The following is a 17,836-nucleotide window of genomic DNA, read 5'->3' as shown; positions in this document are numbered from 1 at the left end:
AAAGGATATCTCCTATTTATTTCACCAGGTTTTTTAGTTAAAAATTCTTCGGAGTAATTTTAATTTAATACTCCATAAAAAATAAAATACAATGGAATTTTATAGCACAAACCCCTACAATGGGGAACAAGTTGGAAAGTATACGGCTCAGAAGGAAGGGGAAACCATAGAGGTTTTAAATAATTCTGGAAAAGCTTTTAAAGAATGGAAGAAAACATCACTTTCTTACCGAACCGACCTTTTAAAAAAAGCCGGACAGGTTTTAAGGGATAATGTAGAAGAATATGCGCGTATGATTACCCGGGAAATGGGAAAACCAATTTCTGAATCTAGATCTGAGGTTAATAAATGCGCCTGGGTTTGTGATTATTATGCCGAAAATGCTTCAGATTTTCTTCAGCAGGAAGAAATAAAAACAGATGCAACTCATAGTTATGTAAGGCACGATCCCTTGGGTAGTGTTTTTGCGATTATGCCCTGGAATTTTCCATTCTGGCAGGTTTTTAGGTTTGCCGCACCAACTCTTACTGCCGGTAATACCGGGGTTTTAAAACACGCTCCTAATGTTTTTGGCTGTGCTATAAAGATCGAAGAAGTTTTTGAAAAAGCAGGCTATCCAAAAAGTGTTTTTCAGAATTTAATTGTACATCACGATCAAACCGAATTGATTATTGCCCACGAGGCTGTGCAGGCTGTTACTTTAACAGGTAGTGAAGCTGCAGGATCTGCAGTAGCACAGCTTTCGGGAAAATATATTAAAAAAAGTTTACTGGAGTTGGGAGGAAATAATTCCTTTATTGTTTGGGAAGATGCTGATATTGAACGCGCTGTTAAAACAGCGGTTTCTGCCAGGATGTTAAACTGCGGACAAAGCTGCATCGCAGCGAAACGTTTTATTCTTCTGGAAGGAATTTACGATGAATTTGTTTCCAAATTTAAGGCTGCAGTAAGCGAGTTACAATCCGGAGACACTATGGAAGATGCTACGCAGGTTGGTACGCTGGCGAGGAAAGATTTGGCAGATCAACTTCAAAGCCAGGTCAAAAGGTCTTTAGAAGAGGGAGCTGAGTTGCTACTTGGCGGTGAACAGGATAACTGTTTTCACCAACCAACTATCCTTGGAAATGTAAAGCCGGGAATGGCTGCTTTTGACGAAGAAACATTTGGCCCACTTGCAGCTATTATTAAAGCAAGTAGCATAGAAGAAGCTTTTGAACTTTCAGAAAAATCAAAGTTTGGTTTGGGGACAACGGTTTTTACTAAAAACTTAGAAAAAGCTATGGAAATGGCTGGTAGCGTAAGTGATGGCGCATACTTTGTAAATGAACTGGTAAAATCTGATCCCAGGCTTCCCTTTGGCGGAACCAAAAGATCTGGGTATGGCAGAGAGCTTGCAAAAGAAGGAATGATGGAGTTTGTTAATAAGAAAACAGTTTATGTTAAAGCCTAAATCATAATTTTATGAGCATTGGTCATTGCCCTGAATAGTTGTACTTTTGTGTTTACTTTGTCAAAAAATCAACATAAAATATAGAATTATGACTAAATATGATGTTGCAGTTATAGGTTCGGGCCCCGGAGGATATGTGGCCGCTATACGCTGCGCGCAACTGGGAATGAAAACTGCTATCATAGAAAAATATTCAACCTTGGGTGGAACCTGCCTTAATGTAGGTTGTATTCCAAGTAAAGCTTTGCTGGATTCTTCACATCATTATCACGATGCGGTAAAACATTTTGAAGAACACGGAATTGAAATTCCGGGAGAAGTAAAAGTTAATCTTGAAAAAATGATGGAACGTAAATCTTCGGTGGTAAGTCAAACTTGCGACGGAGTAAAGTTCCTGATGGATAAAAATAAAATTGATGTTTTTGAAGGTGTAGGCTCTTTTAAAGATAAAACCCACATCAATATTGAGAAAACCGATGGTGAAACCGAAACCATTGAAGCTGCGAAAACCATTATAGCTACAGGTTCAAAACCGGCTAACCTTCCGTTTATCGAACTTGATAAAGAAAGAATTATCACTTCTACCGAAGCTTTAAAGCTTAAGGAAATCCCCAAGCACATGATAGTGATTGGCGGCGGAGTGATCGGCCTGGAATTAGGTCAGGTTTATCGCCGTCTGGGAGCTGAGGTTACTGTGGTAGAATTTTTAGACCGAATTATACCTACAATGGATAGCGCACTTTCTAAAGAACTTCAAAAGGTACTGAAGAAGCAAGGCGTAAAATTCCATACTTCTACCAAAGTGAAATCGGTAGAGCGTAAAGGAGACGAGATCATTATTAAAGCTGACGATAAGAAAGATAAGGAAGTAGAATTTAAAGGAGACTACTGCTTAGTTTCTGTAGGTCGTAAACCTTTTACAGATGGGTTAAATGCCGATGCTGCCGGGGTTAAAGTGACCGATAAAGGAATGATAGAGGTAAACGAGCATTTACAAACCAATGTAGATAATATTTACGCCATTGGAGATGTTGTTCGTGGTGCGATGCTGGCTCATAAAGCCGAAGAAGAAGGAACTTTTGTTGCTGAAACTATCGCCGGACAAAAACCGCATATAGATTATAACCTAATTCCGGGTGTTGTTTATACCTGGCCAGAAGTTGCTGCGGTAGGGAAGACCGAAGAAGAACTTAAAGAAGAAGGAATAAAGTATAAAGAAGGAAAATTCCCAATGCGTGCTCTGGGACGTTCCAGAGCTAGTGGAGATACAGACGGATTTGTAAAAATTCTAGCCGATGAAAAAACCGATGAGGTTTTAGGCGTGCATATGATTGGTGCTCGTACTGCCGATCTTATTGCTGAAGCTGTAACCGCAATGGAATACCGTGCTTCTGCCGAAGATATCGCTAGGATGAGCCACGCACATCCAACTTATGCTGAAGCCGTTAAGGAAGCCGCTCTTGCCGCAACCGATAATCGTGCGCTACACGTATAATTTTGAATTAAATTTTATATAAAAATGGCTGTTTGATATAATTTTCAAACAGCCATTTTTTATTTTATAGTTTGAAGTCTAAGAGCTTATTATTCTAACTTTTCTCTGGTAAGGGGCGTCATTCTGAACTCGTTTCAGAATCTAAGCTGATTAGACCCCCAAATAAACTGTGGAGAGGCTCTTTTATGATGAGGAGTACGCTTTAAAGAATATTGCAACTGTAAATTATTATCTATACCTCCAATTTCTTTAATTCTTTGTAATTTTTATTCAAACGTCTTAGTAGAATTCCGTAGATCACCCGGTAGAATAACCATATAATTCCCAGGAAAACTGCCAGTCCACCTAACATTATTCCAGCAAACATTAGCCATTGTAGCGGAGTAAAACTATATTTTTCAACATCTTCAACCACGGTATTAGTGGCGTGATAATTCATAAAAAAGTAAGTATAAATAAGGGTAATTAGCGCAGTGGAAATTAAAATATAACCTATATAGTATTTTACAGTTTTTCTTGTTCGTAGAATATTTTTAATCAATTTCGCTACACTATCTGTAGAAGATATTCTTCGGTAGTTCTTGTAAAAACAATAGATAAAGAAAAAGGTTATTCCATAATTAATAACATACGTTACTACGGTAAATTCTTTTAAATGAATACGTTCCATTTCGGCCCAGTATTCGTGATCTGCCCAGAAAATAGTAATAAGTGCCCAGAATAGAAATTCAAGAATACTAATTACAAAAATCCATTTTACAATTGAAGATGAGCGCTTCAACAGCATCTTATAGATTTCATCGTAGGAAAGTTGGGGAATATTACCTTCCCGTTTTTTCCAATCTTTTTTTAATAAATCCAGTCCATCCATTATTCTCTACGGATTTAAAATGTTTTTTAACTTAGTTTTTACCCTGTTCATCTTCACTCTTGCATTTACTTCAGTAATACCCAGGGTTTCAGAAATATCTCTATAATTTTTATCTTCGAGATATAAAAAAACGAGTGCTTTTTCAATATCGTTTAATTCCTGAATTGCCGAGTACATTACCTTTAATTGTTGCTCGGTCTCATCATCATATTCTTCGGCTTTAATTTTAAAATCTACAGTATCAAAATCCTGCGTTTTTATACTTCTTTTTTTCTTTCGGTATAAGGTGATGGCAGTATTTAAGGCAACCCTGTACATCCATGTACTAAATTTTGCTTCTCCCCTAAACTTGGGGTAAGCTTTCCACAGCTGAATAGTAATTTCCTGAAATAGGTCGTTGTGGGAATCCTGATCATTAGTATAAATACGACATATTTTATGCGCTATATTCTGGTGTTTCTCCAGGTTTTTTACAAACTGATGTTCTAATTCTTTATCCACAATAATTGGTTAGCTCTTATATGTAGTATAACAGGCTGTAATGTTACAAAAAAGTATAAAGTATAGTTAATGCAGGCTTATTTTTTCAGCCAAAGCGGGAGAAAACTTAAATTTGAGTGCATAACTTCCATAAAAAGGGAGCGATCTAAATCTCGATTATCGAGTAAAACCAACCTTTATGAATATTCCAAGAACAAATTTACCTAGAGTCGTTATTATTGGTGGCGGTTTTGCTGGAATGGCAATGGTAAGAAAATTAATTGGCGAAGACGTTCAAACCGTTATTTTAGACCGTCATAACTATCATACTTTCCAGCCACTATTATACCAGGTTTCTACCTCTGGTTTAGAGCCAGATTCTATTGCATATCCTATGCGTAAAATTACACGTAATAGTAAAAAATGCCTTTTTAGAATGGCTGAGGTGAAATCTATAAATACCGAAAAAAGTTATATTGAAACTTCTATTGGCGATTTAATTTATGATTACCTGGTAATCGCTACCGGATCTAAGACTAATTTCTTCGGAAATAAAAGTATTGAGAAGAATGGAATGTGGATGAAAACCGTTCCGCAGGCATTGAATATTCGAAGTTTAATTCTGGAAAATTTAGAACAGGCCGTAATTACTGATGATCCTGAAAAACGAAAAGCACTACTTAACTTTGTTTTAGTAGGTGCGGGGCCAACCGGCGTAGAGCTTAGTGGCGCCATTGCAGAATTAAAAAATCATATTGTACCCAACGATTATCCCGATATAAACCCTAACGAGATGAATATTCATTTGCTGGAGGGATTAGATAGGGTTTTACCACCTATGAGCGAAAAAGCTTCTAAAAAAGCTCATGCTTTTTTGGAAGAGTTAGGTGTTAAGGTTCATTTAAATACTATGGTAGAGGAATATGATGGGCATTTAGTGACCACCAACACAGACCTCGCCCTAAAAACCGAGACTTTTATCTGGGCCGCGGGAGTAACCGGTGCACCGGTTAAAGGTTTAAAGGCCGAAGCCATGGTAGAAAAAGCCAATAGATATGAAGTGAATGCTTTTAACCAGATTAAAGGTTATGAGAATATTTTTGCAATTGGAGATATTGCGCTAATGCAAACTGAAGCCTATCCAAAAGGGCATCCCATGGTTGCTCAACCGGCTATTCAACAGGGGAAACATTTGGCCAGAAATATTATGAATATCCTGGAAGGGAAACAACTGGAAGCATTTAAATATAAAGATAAAGGAACTATGGCCACTGTGGGTAGAAACCGTGCGGTAGTAGATTTAGAACAGGGCTCTTTCGGCGGATTTTTCGCATGGTTTATCTGGATGTTTGTACACCTTTGGTTTCTAATTGGCTTTAGGAACCGGCTGGTAACTTTCTTTAACTGGCTGTATAACTATTGGAATTATGATAAAGCCGCCAGGCTAATTATCAGGCCATTTAAAGGTTACGAAAAGCAAATGAAAGTTGATAAAGAAGAGATATAAAAATTAAAAATGCAGTTAAGAGTTTTTCGCTTAACTGCATTTTTAAAATTACAATTATCTCATTTTCTTTATCTCTTTGTTATAATCTTCTGCAAGGCTGGTTTTTTGTTTTTCGGTTAAGGCTTTTCCGGCCATTTGAAAAACTTCCTGTTCTTCTTCATCAAGATGGTGAGTTACCTTATGTTCTAGTTCTTTAGCGATTTTTAGCCAGTTAGAAGCGTCCATTTCAGTATCTTCCAATTCTTCTATTAGTTCATCCATTTCGTGATGCTCGGCCACACTATGCCTGGCTTTTTCCTGTGTAAGATCTTTCTTTATCAACGGAATATAAAAATGCCTTTCTTCTGCATCGGCGTGAATTTTTAATTCGTGTTTTAACTGCTCAAAAATCTTTTTTCTTTCTTCGGTATCACCGTGGGTTTCTACCAATTTAGCTACGAGATCGCGTTGTATTTCGTGTTCCTGGCGTAATGCTTCAAAAATATTCATAATTTAGTATGGGTTTTGCATCGAAATTATTGATTTATAAGTTAAAGAAAATATAATCAGGTAATTTCTTTATAGTTTAAATCGGTTCTAAAGAATAATTACGGTTCAGCTTAAGTTTTCTACAATTCAGAAATTTTAATTAGTAAAGAAATTGACTTTCTCGCATCTTAGCTCCTGTAAATAAAAATTGATGAAATTTTTTCTGAAAATATTAAAGATTAGTTTGGTGATAACCGCCCTGGTGGTTTTTCTTGAATTACTTTTTAGTGAATTTAATCTTGAAATTTTCCTGGAGTTAGAAACCTGGCTGCTATATTTTTCTTACAGTTTTATCCTCACCTTTATAAATGCGAGTTATTTCTGGTGGTTTGGAGCGAAAATTAGCTGGGAGAATGCAACCTTAAAAAAAGTACTTTTAGGCTCTTTTGGCTCTGTGGTTCTAACCTTAATAGGTTTCTTTTTTTGTCGCTTATTGCATCACGTAGTTTATGATGGAGTCCCATTTCAGGAATTTTTGAGCAACGAAAGAATGTCTTTTTATCTTTTTCCTTTGCTTTTCACTACTATTATTTCCCTGTTTTTCCATCTTATTTATTTCTACAAAGCTTTACAAGAAAAGAAGGTAAAGGAGCAAAAGATAATCGCCGGTACGGCTTCGGCTAAATTTGATGCGCTTAAAAATCAATTAGATCCGCATTTTTTATTTAATAGTTTAAATGTTTTAAGTGCTTTAATTGATGAAAACCCCGAGCAGGCACAAAAGTTTACCAGTGCGCTTTCAAAGGTTTATCGTTACGTTCTTGAGCAAAAAAATAAGGAATTGGTTGATCTTGAAGAAGAATTAAAATTCGCCAAAACCTATATGGAATTACTTAAAATGCGTTTTGAAGATGCTATTGTTTTTAATTTTCCTTCAAATTTAAAAAATCCCGAAGCAAAAGTTGTCCCGCTTTCACTGCAATTACTTTTAGAAAATACTATAAAACACAACACTGTAAATTCTGAAAATCCATTAGAGATTAGCATTGTAGAAGAAGATAGAAATCTGGTGGTGAAAAATAATCTTCAGCCCAAAGCAATTCTCAAGCGGGGTAGTGGAGTAGGACTTTCAAATATTAAACAGCGCTATCATTTGCTAACCGATAGGAAAGTGCAAATAGACAATTCAAATAACATTTTCAGCGTAAAATTACCGCTGTTAACCAAAATTGTAAAAATGGAAGAAAAACCACCGGTGTTTGCCGAGCAGGACGCTTATTTACGGGCAAAGAAGCAAGTAAAAGTAGAGCGCGAATTCTATGCAAATTTAACATCTTATTTAATTGTAATTCCTGTACTGGGATTATTCAATTACCTCACCTACAGCGGATTTATATGGGCTATTTTTCCGGCAATAGGTTGGGGCATAGGAGTGTTTTTTCACGGCTTATCGGTTTTTAATTATAATCTTTTACTTGGAAAAAATTGGGAAGAGCGAAAAATTAAAGAATTAATGCAAAAAGATAAAATCAACTAATTATGGAAACTTCAGAAGATAAATATTTAAAAGCCCGGGAACGGGTTAAAGAATTACGGGAGTTCTACAATCATTTATTCTCCTATATTTTAGTGAATTTATTTTTAGCCGGAATCAATTACTATACAAATCAATGGGAATATCCCTGGTTTTTATGGGTTGTAGGCGGTTGGGGAATTGGTTTAGCCTTCGATGCTCTAAAAGCCTTTAGATTAAACCCTATGTTTGATAAACGCTGGGAAGAACGAAAAATTAGGGAATATATGGAGAAGGAAGAAAAACAACGTTGGGAGTAATGGAAATAGTAATTGTTGAAGACGAAAAACCTGCCGCACGCCGCTTACAAAGAATGCTGAAAAAGCTGGATTTGGAAGTAAATACTATGTTACACTCGGTAAAAGAAGGAATTGAGTGGTTTAATAAAAATCCTGAACCCGATCTCGTTTTTCTTGATATTCAACTTAGTGATGGCATCTCCTTTGAAATATTTGACAAGGTAAAAATCAATAGTGCTGTGATTTTTACCACTGCTTACGATGAATATGCGCTAAAAGCTTTTAAACTAAATAGTGTAGATTATTTGCTGAAGCCCATAGATGAAGAAGAATTGGAAAATGCCGTGAACAAGTTCAGGGAAAATTACCAGAAGAATAATTCCCAAATTGATTTTAATGCTTTTAGAAGAATTCTTGAAACCGGTGGCAAACCAGATTATAAAACCCGTTTTACCATTCAGGTTGGGCAGCATCTAAAAATTATTTCAACCAGCGAAATTTGTTGTTTTTATTCTGAAAATAAAGCGTCTTACCTCACAACCACTTCCGGTAGAAATTATCCTGTAGATATTTCGCTTGAAAACCTGGAAAACGACCTGGATCCTGAAAAATTCTTCAGAATTAATCGTAAATCTATTGTGAATATTGATTGCATAGAAGATATTATTAGCTACACCAACAGCCGTTTAGAAGTTAAGTTGAATGCTTTTTCAGCGTTTCAATTAATTGTAAGTCGGGAGCGGGTTAAAGACTTTAAAAATTGGATTTCTTAACCTTAAACTGTTAAAGTAGAATATTTTAAAACCTTACGACTTATTTCTTCGTAAATATTAATGAAGACTGGATTTTAAACAACTTTGTTTTCTTCCGGTTTTCTATTTCTATTTTTTTGGTTGGTTATATGAAGGTTTGCTGTATAAGATATGGCGAACCTTCATTTTTTAATGATGGAGATTCAACTAAAATGTTTTGTTTTAAAATTAAGGTGCAGCTACAGTTCCTAAAACGTATAACTGATCCATTGTTGGAGTTTCACTACCACCCTCAGGCTCCAGGGTAATTCCAAAAGCTTCAGACTGGTTTGGGTTTTCCAGACTGAAAACTTTATTATCATCGGCTTCAAAATTTGCCAGTAAACCTAAACTGGTAGGAGTAAGAGGTTGCATGGTAAGTGACCAAACCTGGTAAACTTTTCCTCTGGGAGGTTCAGGTAGCTCTTTTGCATCTATATAAGCGGTGTTTTCTTGTGTATTCCAATAAACGGAAGCAAAGGCTTCAGGAGCTACCTGCTGACCTTTTAGCGGGATTCGCTGTACGTTTCTGTCTCTTATAACCGCAAGTAATTCTTCTGCTTTTTCAGCATCCTCACGTGCGTTAGCGATTTGTTCTTCCATTTGAACATTTCTGGCATTGGCAGCTTGCAATTCTTCTCTTAATTCGCTGGTTCGGTTAAAGAAAACGAAAAGGCCAATAAGCAATAATAAACTTGCTGCCCAACCTGAGTAAGTAATCCAGTTTATGCTTCTAACAGGAGTCGCTACCGGAGCGGTTCCCGTTGGTGATTTGCTTAACTTCTCTTTTATTGAAGAAATCAAATGTTCGGCATTATTTGGAGCCGTAGCAGCCGAAAGTGTAAGTAATGCTTTTTCAATTTCTTCAACTTCGGCTTTAACTTCAGGATATTCTTTTAGCACATGACTAACCTCACTACTTTCTTTTTCAGAAAGTGCTCCATAAACATATAGTTCAAGAATTCCAGACGATATGTACTTTTGGATATCCATTACTTAATTACCATTGCTCTTAATTTATCTATACAAACACGGTTTCTGGTTTTCACCGTTCCCAGTGGTATATCTAATTCTTCTGAAGTTTCTTTTTGAGTATAGCCTTTAAAAAATAAGTAATCAATCAATTTTTTACAAACCGGTTTTAAAGCGTCTATGTACTTTTTAAGACCTATAGAATCTACAGCTTCAGAGAAATTAGTTTTAGCCTCTAATATATCTACAAAGTTATCGGTCTTAAGGTTTTGTTGGTCGTTTTTAAAATCTTTAGATCGTATTTTATCTATAGAAGCATTTCGGGCAATATTAAGAATCCACGTGAAAAAACGACCTTTATCTGAATTATAACTGGGTGCTTTGTCCCAGATTTTTAAAAACACATCCTGCAATACTTCTTCAGCAACTTTTTCGTCTCTAATTATGGTAAAAATAATTCCATAAGTACTTTCAGAATATAAATGGTAAATACGCTCAAAGGCACGTTCGTTACCCTTTTGAAGTTCTAAAATTAAAGCGTCTTGTTGCATAAATATATAATGACTTGCCGGGTAAAAATATGATAAACTCCCGTGTAAAAAAATAAAAAGCGGCAAATTGCCGCTTTTTATTAATTCTTATGTGAAAAGATTTACATTTTTATTACTCCACATCCAACTCTGGTGCCTGCGTCTCCAGAAGGTTGAGAGGTGAAATCATCAACTCCGTCGTGAACTATTATTGCTTTTCCAACAATATTCTTGTTTTCATCGTCACAATCTATACACCATTCATCTGTAGTCATGCTCACAGTACCTTCTCCATTGGCATCAACTTCAAAGTTGCCTATATCGCCTTTGTGGTAGCCTTCAGCATCACCCCACTTACCATGTTTTTCGTTGGTTGGGTTCCAGTGGCCCCCGGCAGAAGTTCCATCTTCAGCAGAGCAGTCTGCTTTCTGGTGAATATGGATCGCGTGTTGACCCTCGGCTAAACCTGTGATGGTAGCTTCCATAGTAACTTCTCCATTTTCCTGGGTAAAAGTTACTTCACCACCTAAGTTGCTTCCGCTTTTAGGCTCTAGAGGTACAGTTATTTCTTTAACTTCTTCCTCGTCTTGCTGTGCTTCCATTTCAGAATTCATTTCTGTTTCGGCAGCGTTTTCAGCGTCATTGTCTTTTTTGTCGTTTTTACAGCCAATTATAAATAAAGAGGCGCAAAATACTAATGATAAACTTATTCTTTTCATAATCTATTGATTGGTTTTTAGATTAAACATTACTAAATTAAGCCTATCCCAAGGCCTGACCAAAGATTTAAGGATAGGTTAACAAACTCAGTTTTTCAGCATTCTAAATTAGTTTGGTAGTAATATTTGTTTCAGAAGTTAAACTTCTGTGTACCGGACAACGATCGGCAATTTCCAAAAGTCTTTGTTTTTGCTTTTCATCTAAATCCCCAACGAGCTTAATTTCCCTTCTAAAAGTATCTATTTTTGAAGTTTTCTCTTCGCAGTTTTTGCAATCTGTACTATGTTCGCGGGAATAATGAACGTGGGTTTCAACGTCTTCTAAAGGCCAGTCTTTTCGTTTAGCATACATTTGAAGCGTCATAGAAGTACAGGAAGCCAGGCCAGAAGATAAGAACTGATATGGAGTAGGGCCGTAATCTTTACCGCCGGCTTTTATAGGTTCGTCTGCCAGGAAAGTATGGTTCCCGGCCTTCATTTGGGTGGTAAACCCATCTTCTGCTTCTAAGCCTGCTACCACATCAGCTTCCGATTCTGGTACTTCTTTCTTAGGAATGTCTAAATATCTTGAAGCCCAGGAAGCAATAACATTTCCGGCATAAGAGGCATCTTCTTTATTGGCAAGCAAATGTTGCGAACCGTCCAGGGAAATAAAACTTTTAGGATGCCGGGCAGCAATATAAAGTTCTTCGGCATTTTTAATACTTACAATTTTGTCCTGTGGCGAGTGCATTATTAACAGTGACTTTTTAAGCTCACCCAGGTAAGATTTTAATTCGTGTTTATCAATATCTTCAAGAAATTGCTTCTTTATTTTAAAAGGTCTACCGCCAATATTTACCTGTGCCTCACCGTTTTTCTCAATTTCCTCAACATTATTTTGTATTAAATGCTGAACATGAGCAGTAGTTGAAGGCGCTGCTATAGTGGTTACCGCTTTAACCGATTTTAATTCTTTTGCAGCGAATAAAACTGCTGCACCACCTAACGAATGTCCAATTAAAAGGCTGGGTGCTGTAAATTCTTCCTCTAAATAAGTTGCAGCAGCCAGAAGATCCTGAATATTTCCTGAAAAATTACTTTCTGAAAATTCTCCTTCGCTTTCTCCCAGTCCTGTAAAATCGAAACGTAATACTCCATAGCCGTTTTGGGCCAACGTTCTACTGATATTTTTAGCAGCAAAAAAGTTCTTATTACAGGTAAAACAATGGGCGAAGAGCACAAAATTATGAGGATCCTGGTTAAATGGAAGCTCTAAATATCCAGATAAATCGTCTCTATTTTTATTCTTAAAGTTTACTTTTTCCGTTTTCATCTATAAGTTTTTATTCAAGGTACAAATTGTTTGCAATGGCTAAAACAAAAAAGCTGATTGAATTATCAAAAAAATGGATTTTTTGAATTTCAATCAGCTTTTAATAACAAGAAGGTTTCTGCTTATTCCAGTTCCCTTATTTTAATATTTCTAAACCAAACTTTATCGCTATGATCTTGTAAAGCAATGTGGCCTTCCCGATTTTTACCGAAATCTTCCCAGTCTTTAAACTTTGAGTTTTCTACCAATTTGCTCCATTCTTCCCCATGTACCGGGAACTCGTTTATTAAAGTTCCATTTAAACGTACCGAACCTTTATTGGTTTTATGGTTAATTCTAATTACGGTTTTGTTCCATTCTCCCGCATTTTTGGTTTTATCTTCACTTGGCGGCATCATATCGTAAAGGGCACCGGCTTGTCTAACCTCACCATTTTTTGCATCTGGATGCAGTTTATTATCCAATAACTGAATTTCGGGACCTGTTAAATATGGTTCAGAAAATTCTTCACTTTCCTGAACGCCCCACATAATTCCGCTATTTCCTCCTTCTGAAATTTTCCATTCAAGAGAAAGTTCAAAATTAGTATAGGTTTTTTCTGAAATAAGATTCTCAGTACCTTCACGTTCTCCTTCAGCAGGGGTAAAAGCAAGCACGCCATCTTTTACCTGCCACTGGTTTGAAATGGAATCGGCGTTAAAGGCTTTCCAGCCCTCAAGGTTTTGCCCGTTGAACAAGTTGGTGTAATTTTCCTCATTATTAGCCATTGCCGTAGTATCGTTCGCTGCATCAGATTCATAGGCTTCTTTTGCTTCCTGGTTTTCTCTGTCTGATTTATTATCAGATTTACAGGCGGTGGCCATAATTGTAGCCGTTACTAGAATTAAACTTATTTTTTTCATTTTATATAATTAGTTGATTCCTAAGATTCGTTTTAATTTCTTCTCGTCAATTTCACTTCCTGCAAAATCATCAAATTTCTTTTGAGTAGCTTCAATAATATGACTTTGAATAAAAGGAGCTCCCTCACGAGCGCCCTGGTCTGGCGATTTAATGCAGCATTCCCATTCAAGAACTGCCCAAACATCACAACCATATTCGGTTAATTTAGAAAAAATAGTTTTAAAATCTACCTGGCCATCTCCGGGATGTCTATATCTTCCCGCTCTATCTATCCAATCACCGTAACCACCAAAAGAACCTTTTTTCCCGGTAGGGTTGAATTCAGCATCTTTTACGTGGAACATTTTAATAAATTCGTGGTAATGATCTATGTATGAAATATAATCTAATTGCTGCAGCACAAAATGGCTAGGATCATACAATAAATTAACCCGCTTGTGATTATTGGTTGCTTCAAGAAAGCGTTCAAAAGTAACTCCGTCGTGAAGGTCTTCTCCCGGGTGAACTTCATAACAAACATCTACGTTTTGTTCATCAAATTCATTTAAAATAGGTAGCCAGCGTTTTGCAAGTTCCTTGAATCCCATTTCTACCAAACCTTCCGGTCTTTGCGGCCAGGGATGAGCGGTATGCCAAAGCAAAGACCCGCTAAATGTACCGTGCACATCAAGACCAAAATTACGGCTTGCGCGGGCTGCACTTTTCATTTGTTCTACGGCCCATTCGGTTCTGGCCTTTGGATTGCCTTTAACTTCTTTTGGAGCAAAATTATCAAACATAGTATCGTACGCAGAATGGACTGCCACGAGCTGTCCCTGTAAATGGGTACAAAGCTCTGTGATTTCCAGTCCGTAAGATTCTACTTTTCCTTTAATCTCGTCGCAATAATCTTTGCTTTTCCCCGCTTTGGTTAAATCTATCAAAGCTGATTCCCAAGTTGGGATTTGTATTCCTTTATATCCTAAATCTGCTGCCCATTCGCATAAACCATCCAAACTATTGAAAGGCTTTTCTGTATCCATAAATTGGGCTAAATAAACCGCAGGTCCTTTTACTGTTTTCATCTCATTAATTTTTTATGCGTCTATTTTTATCCAAACATTTCCTTTAGCGTGAGACTCTACTACTTTTTCTATAAAGTTCATTCCACGTATGCCGTCTTTCATTGTAGGAAATTCAGCAGGGTGATATTTTTCGCCATTAATGGCGCGAGCAACTCCTTTATAAATATTCCCCATAGAATCAAAAATACCTTCTGGATGTCCCGGAGGGAGTTTGGTGCCGTCTAAAGATAGGGCAGAATTGTACTCGTGCCCCGGTTTTAAAACCTTCATAGGTTGCCCTTCTTCTAATTTGTAAAGGTAATTTGGGTTTTCCTGTTCCCATTTTAAACCGGCTTTTTTTCCATAAATCTTTACCGCAAAGTTATTTTCTTCCCCGGTAGCGATCTGGCTTGATCTAAGCACTCCTTTTACAAATTCTGAAAAACGAAGAAGCACAGTGCCGTCCACATCCATCTTATTATCGGAATATACGTAGTTCAGGTCGGCTAAAAGCTCTTTTACTTCCAGGCCTGTTACATATTCAATCATATCAAAAGCGTGGGTTCCAATATCACCAATACAACAACTTATTCCACCTTTTTCGGGATCAAGTCGCCAAATACTGTTTCTTTCTTCTTTATCGTGTATAATTGAATTAATCCAACCCTGATAATATTGCACGTCAATTTTTTGAACTTCTCCAATCTCTCCGGCAGCAATCATTTCTTTCATTTGCCTAATCATTGGGTAACCGGTATAGGTATAGGTTACCGCAAAAACCGTTTTAGATTTGGTAAGTGTCTCTTCAAGTATTTTTGCTTCTTCGTAAGTGGTGGTCATTGGCTTTTCACAGATCACATGAAAACCGTTTTCCAGCAGCTGTTTTGCCATTGGAAAATGTAAAAAGTTGGGGGTAAGAATAGAAACAGCCTTTATGCGCTCTTCTTCAGGCAGTTTGGCTTCCTCTACAATTAAATGGTCCAGATCTTTATAAACTCTATCGGTACCAATGCCAAGTTCTCTAGCAAACTCCTGACTTTCTTTTAATGCTGGATTAAAAACCCCGCCAACAAATTCAAATTTATCGTACATAGAAGAAGCTACCCGGTGTAAAACTCCTATAAGGGAATCTCCTCCGCCGCCTAAAACTCCTAATTTTATTTTTTTACCCATATTTCAGTAATTTTTTGATTGGTTATATTTCAATATCTTTTTTGGCTATTTTTTCATCTTTAAAGAAAATAGCAAATAATATAAGAACTACAAAAGCAAATGCTGCGGGGAAGATCCAAATTTGTTCCCAATTATGGCTGCCATCGGCGTTCAAATACATGTCGCTAACCTGCCCGGCTACCCAGAAACCAATAAGCATCCCCACACCATAGGTGGCTAAAGTAATTAAGCCCTGAGCGGCACTTTTAATTTTTGGCCCCGCTTTGGAGTCGGTATATATTTGTCCCGAAACAAAGAAAAAGTCATAGCAAATTCCGTGAAGTGCAATTCCTATTATTAACATAAAAGCAAGTTCCCCGGTATCTCCATAGGCAAACAGCAAATATCTAACCGTCCAGGCTAACATTCCTGCCAGGATGGTAATCTTAAAACCGAATTTTTTGAAGAAATAAGGAATAAGTAAAAGAAACAAAGCTTCTGAAACCTGGCCTATAGACATTTTTGCTGTAGGATCTTCCATTCCAATTTCAGAAAGAAAAGGGTTGGCATTTTGGTAATAAAAAGCCAGTGGAATAGAAATTAGAATAGAGGAAATAAAGAAAATAAGAAAGTTTTTGCCTTTAAGTAAGCCAATTGCTTCCAGTCCTAAAATATCGGAAATTGAAACTTTTTCTCCTTTGCTACTCGGTGGAGTTTTAGGTAGACTAAAACTGAATAAACCTAACATAGCAGAAGCTATAGCAGCCATTAAAAAGGTATATCGAAGCATTCCTTCTGCACGGCCCTCGGCAGAATCCCATGCAAAAACTAGACTTATTATTAATCCTGAAATAATCCATCCTATGGTTCCAAATACTCGAATACTTGAAAATTGTTTAGAAGGATCTGACATTTGATAAAAAGAAATGGAATTTACTAAAGCCAGGGTAGGCATATAAATAATCATATACCCTAAAACATAAGGATAAAAATTGCTAAAATCTTCTGCCTGAAACATCATATAAAGCAATAAGGCACCAATAAGATGAAGTACCCCAAGGATGCGTTCGGCATTAAAAAAACGGTCGGCAATTAGCCCAATAATAAAGGGAGCTACAATTGCTCCCCAGGATTGAGTAGAAAAAGCCATAGCCGTTTGTGCACCTGTGGCTTCTAAATTTTGTGGTAAAAAAGTACCTAAAGTTACAAACCACCCTCCCCAAATAAAGAATTCGAGGAACATCATGGTTGATAGCTGGAATCTGGTTAAACTTTTCATTATCTTTTGTAGCTTCTCTTAGTTATTGTTGCTGTTTAATTTGCTCCCAACTTCTATTAAAAGTTTTTTAGTGGCTTTTATACCTTCTTCAGGAGATAAATTTCCTCCTTCATATTCTACCCCAATGAAACCGGTGTATCCTGCATCCTGAACAATTTTTAAGATTCTCTCATAATCAAGGCTCGTTTCTTCCCCTTCGTCATTAAAATCGTAAGATTTTGCGCTCACAGCTTTTGCATGAGGCATCATTTCTTCTATTCCCTGGTACTTTGGATATTCCTCTACACATTTTGCTTCCCAACGTTCACCACCCTGTCTTTTAAGGCAAAAATTACCAAAATCTGGAAGGGTACCGCAGTTTTCCATATTTACATCTTCAATAACTTCAACAAGAAGTGCCGCGTTAGAAGAAAGATATCCGTGATTTTCTACTAAAACATTCACATTTTTTCCAGCTGCATATTCGCTAAGCGCTTTTAAGCCTTTGGCGGCTGAAGCTTTCCATTCTTCCGGTTCTTCACTACCAAAAAGATTAACTCTTATAGAATGGGCGCCTAAAAAATTAGCGGCATCAACCCATTTTTTATGATTTTCTACGGCTTTTTCACGTTCTGCCTGGTTGGGGCTGGCTAATTCGCCTTCACCGTCTACCATAATTAGAACGTTCTCTACATCAAATTCTTCGCTCTTTGCCTTTAAAGTATCCAGCACTTTTTGCATTGCTTCTTCAGGATTACTGGCTTCACTAATGCGCTGGCCGTAAAAGCTGCTAACATATTCAATGCCTTCAAATCCCATTTCGTTCGCTTTTTCAGCAAAATCTATTGGATCTAATTCCCCGGCAAAAATTGGCTTATTAAGAGACCATTGAGCAAGAGAAAGTTTAAAAAATGGTTCAGCATTTTCTTCGGTTTTAACTTCAGCGGTTGCTGCGTTGTCTTTTTCAGCTTTTTGATCTTTACAGGAAAAAATTCCGAAGGAGATAAAAAGGAATAATAAATAATAAGAAAGTTTGGTTGGTCTTAGGTTCATAAAATAGGTTTAAGGGT

At 36.9% G+C, this 17,836-nt stretch carries 18 protein-coding genes; 6 read left to right on the top strand and 12 right to left on the bottom strand.

All coding sequences use genetic code 11. The annotated features are described in order from the left end of the window. The first annotated feature begins 91 nt into the window (after positions 1 to 91). A complete protein-coding gene (locus tag BM084_RS11630; protein WP_093304899.1) occupies positions 92 to 1,450 on the top strand; it encodes an NAD-dependent succinate-semialdehyde dehydrogenase in 1,359 nt (452 codons plus the stop codon). An 88-nt stretch (positions 1,451 to 1,538) separates the two neighbouring features. Next, the gene (lpdA, locus tag BM084_RS11625) at positions 1,539 to 2,945 is read left to right on the top strand and encodes a dihydrolipoyl dehydrogenase (RefSeq protein ID WP_093304897.1); all 1,407 of its coding nucleotides are present in this window, start codon (positions 1,539 to 1,541) and stop codon (positions 2,943 to 2,945) included. A 232-nt stretch (positions 2,946 to 3,177) separates the two neighbouring features. Here lpdA and BM084_RS11620 read toward each other — a convergent pair whose 3' ends face one another. After that, entirely contained in the window at positions 3,178 to 3,816 is a 639-nt protein-coding gene (locus BM084_RS11620; RefSeq protein ID WP_093304895.1) for a hypothetical protein, read from the bottom strand. 6 nt (positions 3,817 to 3,822) lie between these two features. Further along, on the bottom strand, positions 3,823 to 4,317 hold the full coding sequence (locus BM084_RS11615) for an RNA polymerase sigma factor (protein WP_075327291.1): 495 nt from the start codon (positions 4,315 to 4,317) through the stop codon (positions 3,823 to 3,825). A gap of 178 nt (positions 4,318 to 4,495) precedes the next feature. Here BM084_RS11615 and BM084_RS11610 point away from each other — a divergent pair, with 178 nt between their 5' ends. After that, positions 4,496 to 5,803 carry an NAD(P)/FAD-dependent oxidoreductase gene (locus BM084_RS11610; RefSeq protein ID WP_093304893.1) on the top strand — a complete coding sequence of 436 codons (1,308 nt, stop codon included), beginning with the start codon at positions 4,496 to 4,498 and terminating at the stop codon, positions 5,801 to 5,803. Positions 5,804 to 5,857: 54 nt separating this feature from the next. On the opposite strand, the gene BM084_RS11605 is transcribed toward BM084_RS11610, so the two are convergent. Next, positions 5,858 to 6,292, bottom strand: a complete 435-nt coding sequence (locus BM084_RS11605) for a hemerythrin domain-containing protein (protein WP_075327289.1) — start codon at positions 6,290 to 6,292, stop codon at positions 5,858 to 5,860. A 190-nt stretch (positions 6,293 to 6,482) separates the two neighbouring features. Here BM084_RS11605 and BM084_RS11600 point away from each other — a divergent pair, with 190 nt between their 5' ends. Genes BM084_RS11600 through BM084_RS11590 form a run of 3 tightly spaced genes read left to right on the top strand, consistent with a single transcriptional unit; the run spans position 6,483 to position 8,856 of the window. After that, entirely contained in the window at positions 6,483 to 7,808 is a 1,326-nt protein-coding gene (locus BM084_RS11600) for a histidine kinase (RefSeq protein WP_093304891.1), read from the top strand. Positions 7,809 to 7,810: 2 nt separating this feature from the next. Next, positions 7,811 to 8,104 (top strand): 2TM domain-containing protein, encoded by a 294-nt coding sequence (locus BM084_RS11595; protein ID WP_075327287.1) that lies wholly within the window; start codon positions 7,811 to 7,813, stop codon positions 8,102 to 8,104. Beyond that, complete coding sequence (locus tag BM084_RS11590; protein WP_093304889.1) at positions 8,104 to 8,856, top strand: LytR/AlgR family response regulator transcription factor; 753 nt, start codon at positions 8,104 to 8,106, stop codon at positions 8,854 to 8,856. Before BM084_RS11595 ends, BM084_RS11590 begins: the two co-directional genes overlap by 1 nt. A gap of 207 nt (positions 8,857 to 9,063) precedes the next feature. Here the strand turns inward: BM084_RS11590 and BM084_RS11585 are convergent, their stop codons facing one another. From BM084_RS11585 to BM084_RS11545, 9 genes are all read right to left on the bottom strand, one after another. Next, positions 9,064 to 9,867 (bottom strand): anti-sigma factor, encoded by an 804-nt coding sequence (locus BM084_RS11585; protein WP_093304887.1) that lies wholly within the window; start codon positions 9,865 to 9,867, stop codon positions 9,064 to 9,066. Next, positions 9,867 to 10,397: an RNA polymerase sigma factor gene (locus BM084_RS11580; RefSeq protein ID WP_093304885.1), complete on the bottom strand. Its 531-nt coding sequence runs from the start codon at positions 10,395 to 10,397 to the stop codon at positions 9,867 to 9,869. The genes BM084_RS11585 and BM084_RS11580 overlap by 1 nt, the downstream gene beginning before the upstream one ends. Before the next feature lie 101 nt (positions 10,398 to 10,498). Further along, positions 10,499 to 11,095 (bottom strand): superoxide dismutase family protein, encoded by a 597-nt coding sequence (locus BM084_RS11575; protein WP_093304883.1) that lies wholly within the window; start codon positions 11,093 to 11,095, stop codon positions 10,499 to 10,501. Between the two features lie 103 nt (positions 11,096 to 11,198). Next, the gene (locus BM084_RS11570) at positions 11,199 to 12,410 is read right to left on the bottom strand and encodes a bifunctional alpha/beta hydrolase/OsmC family protein (protein ID WP_093304881.1); all 1,212 of its coding nucleotides are present in this window, start codon (positions 12,408 to 12,410) and stop codon (positions 11,199 to 11,201) included. 122 nt (positions 12,411 to 12,532) lie between these two features. After that, positions 12,533 to 13,312, bottom strand: a complete 780-nt coding sequence (locus BM084_RS11565; protein ID WP_093304879.1) for a 3-keto-disaccharide hydrolase — start codon at positions 13,310 to 13,312, stop codon at positions 12,533 to 12,535. A gap of 9 nt (positions 13,313 to 13,321) precedes the next feature. Beyond that, positions 13,322 to 14,377, bottom strand: a complete 1,056-nt coding sequence (locus BM084_RS11560; protein ID WP_093304876.1) for a sugar phosphate isomerase/epimerase family protein — start codon at positions 14,375 to 14,377, stop codon at positions 13,322 to 13,324. Between the two features lie 12 nt (positions 14,378 to 14,389). Continuing rightward, complete coding sequence (locus BM084_RS11555; protein WP_093304874.1) at positions 14,390 to 15,529, bottom strand: Gfo/Idh/MocA family protein; 1,140 nt, start codon at positions 15,527 to 15,529, stop codon at positions 14,390 to 14,392. Positions 15,530 to 15,551: 22 nt separating this feature from the next. Further along, positions 15,552 to 16,787 (bottom strand): nucleoside permease, encoded by a 1,236-nt coding sequence (locus BM084_RS11550; protein ID WP_075327278.1) that lies wholly within the window; start codon positions 16,785 to 16,787, stop codon positions 15,552 to 15,554. Positions 16,788 to 16,805: 18 nt separating this feature from the next. After that, a complete protein-coding gene (locus BM084_RS11545) occupies positions 16,806 to 17,819 on the bottom strand; it encodes a sugar phosphate isomerase/epimerase family protein (RefSeq protein WP_093304872.1) in 1,014 nt (337 codons plus the stop codon). Positions 17,820 to 17,836: the final 17 nt, after the last annotated feature.

The sequence above is a fragment of the Salegentibacter agarivorans genome, from assembly GCF_900113135.1.
Classification (GTDB): Bacteria; Bacteroidota; Bacteroidia; order Flavobacteriales; family Flavobacteriaceae; genus Salegentibacter; species Salegentibacter agarivorans.
The sequence above is the reverse complement of the archived record's forward strand: the minus strand, read 5'-3'. Positions and strand labels throughout refer to the sequence as shown.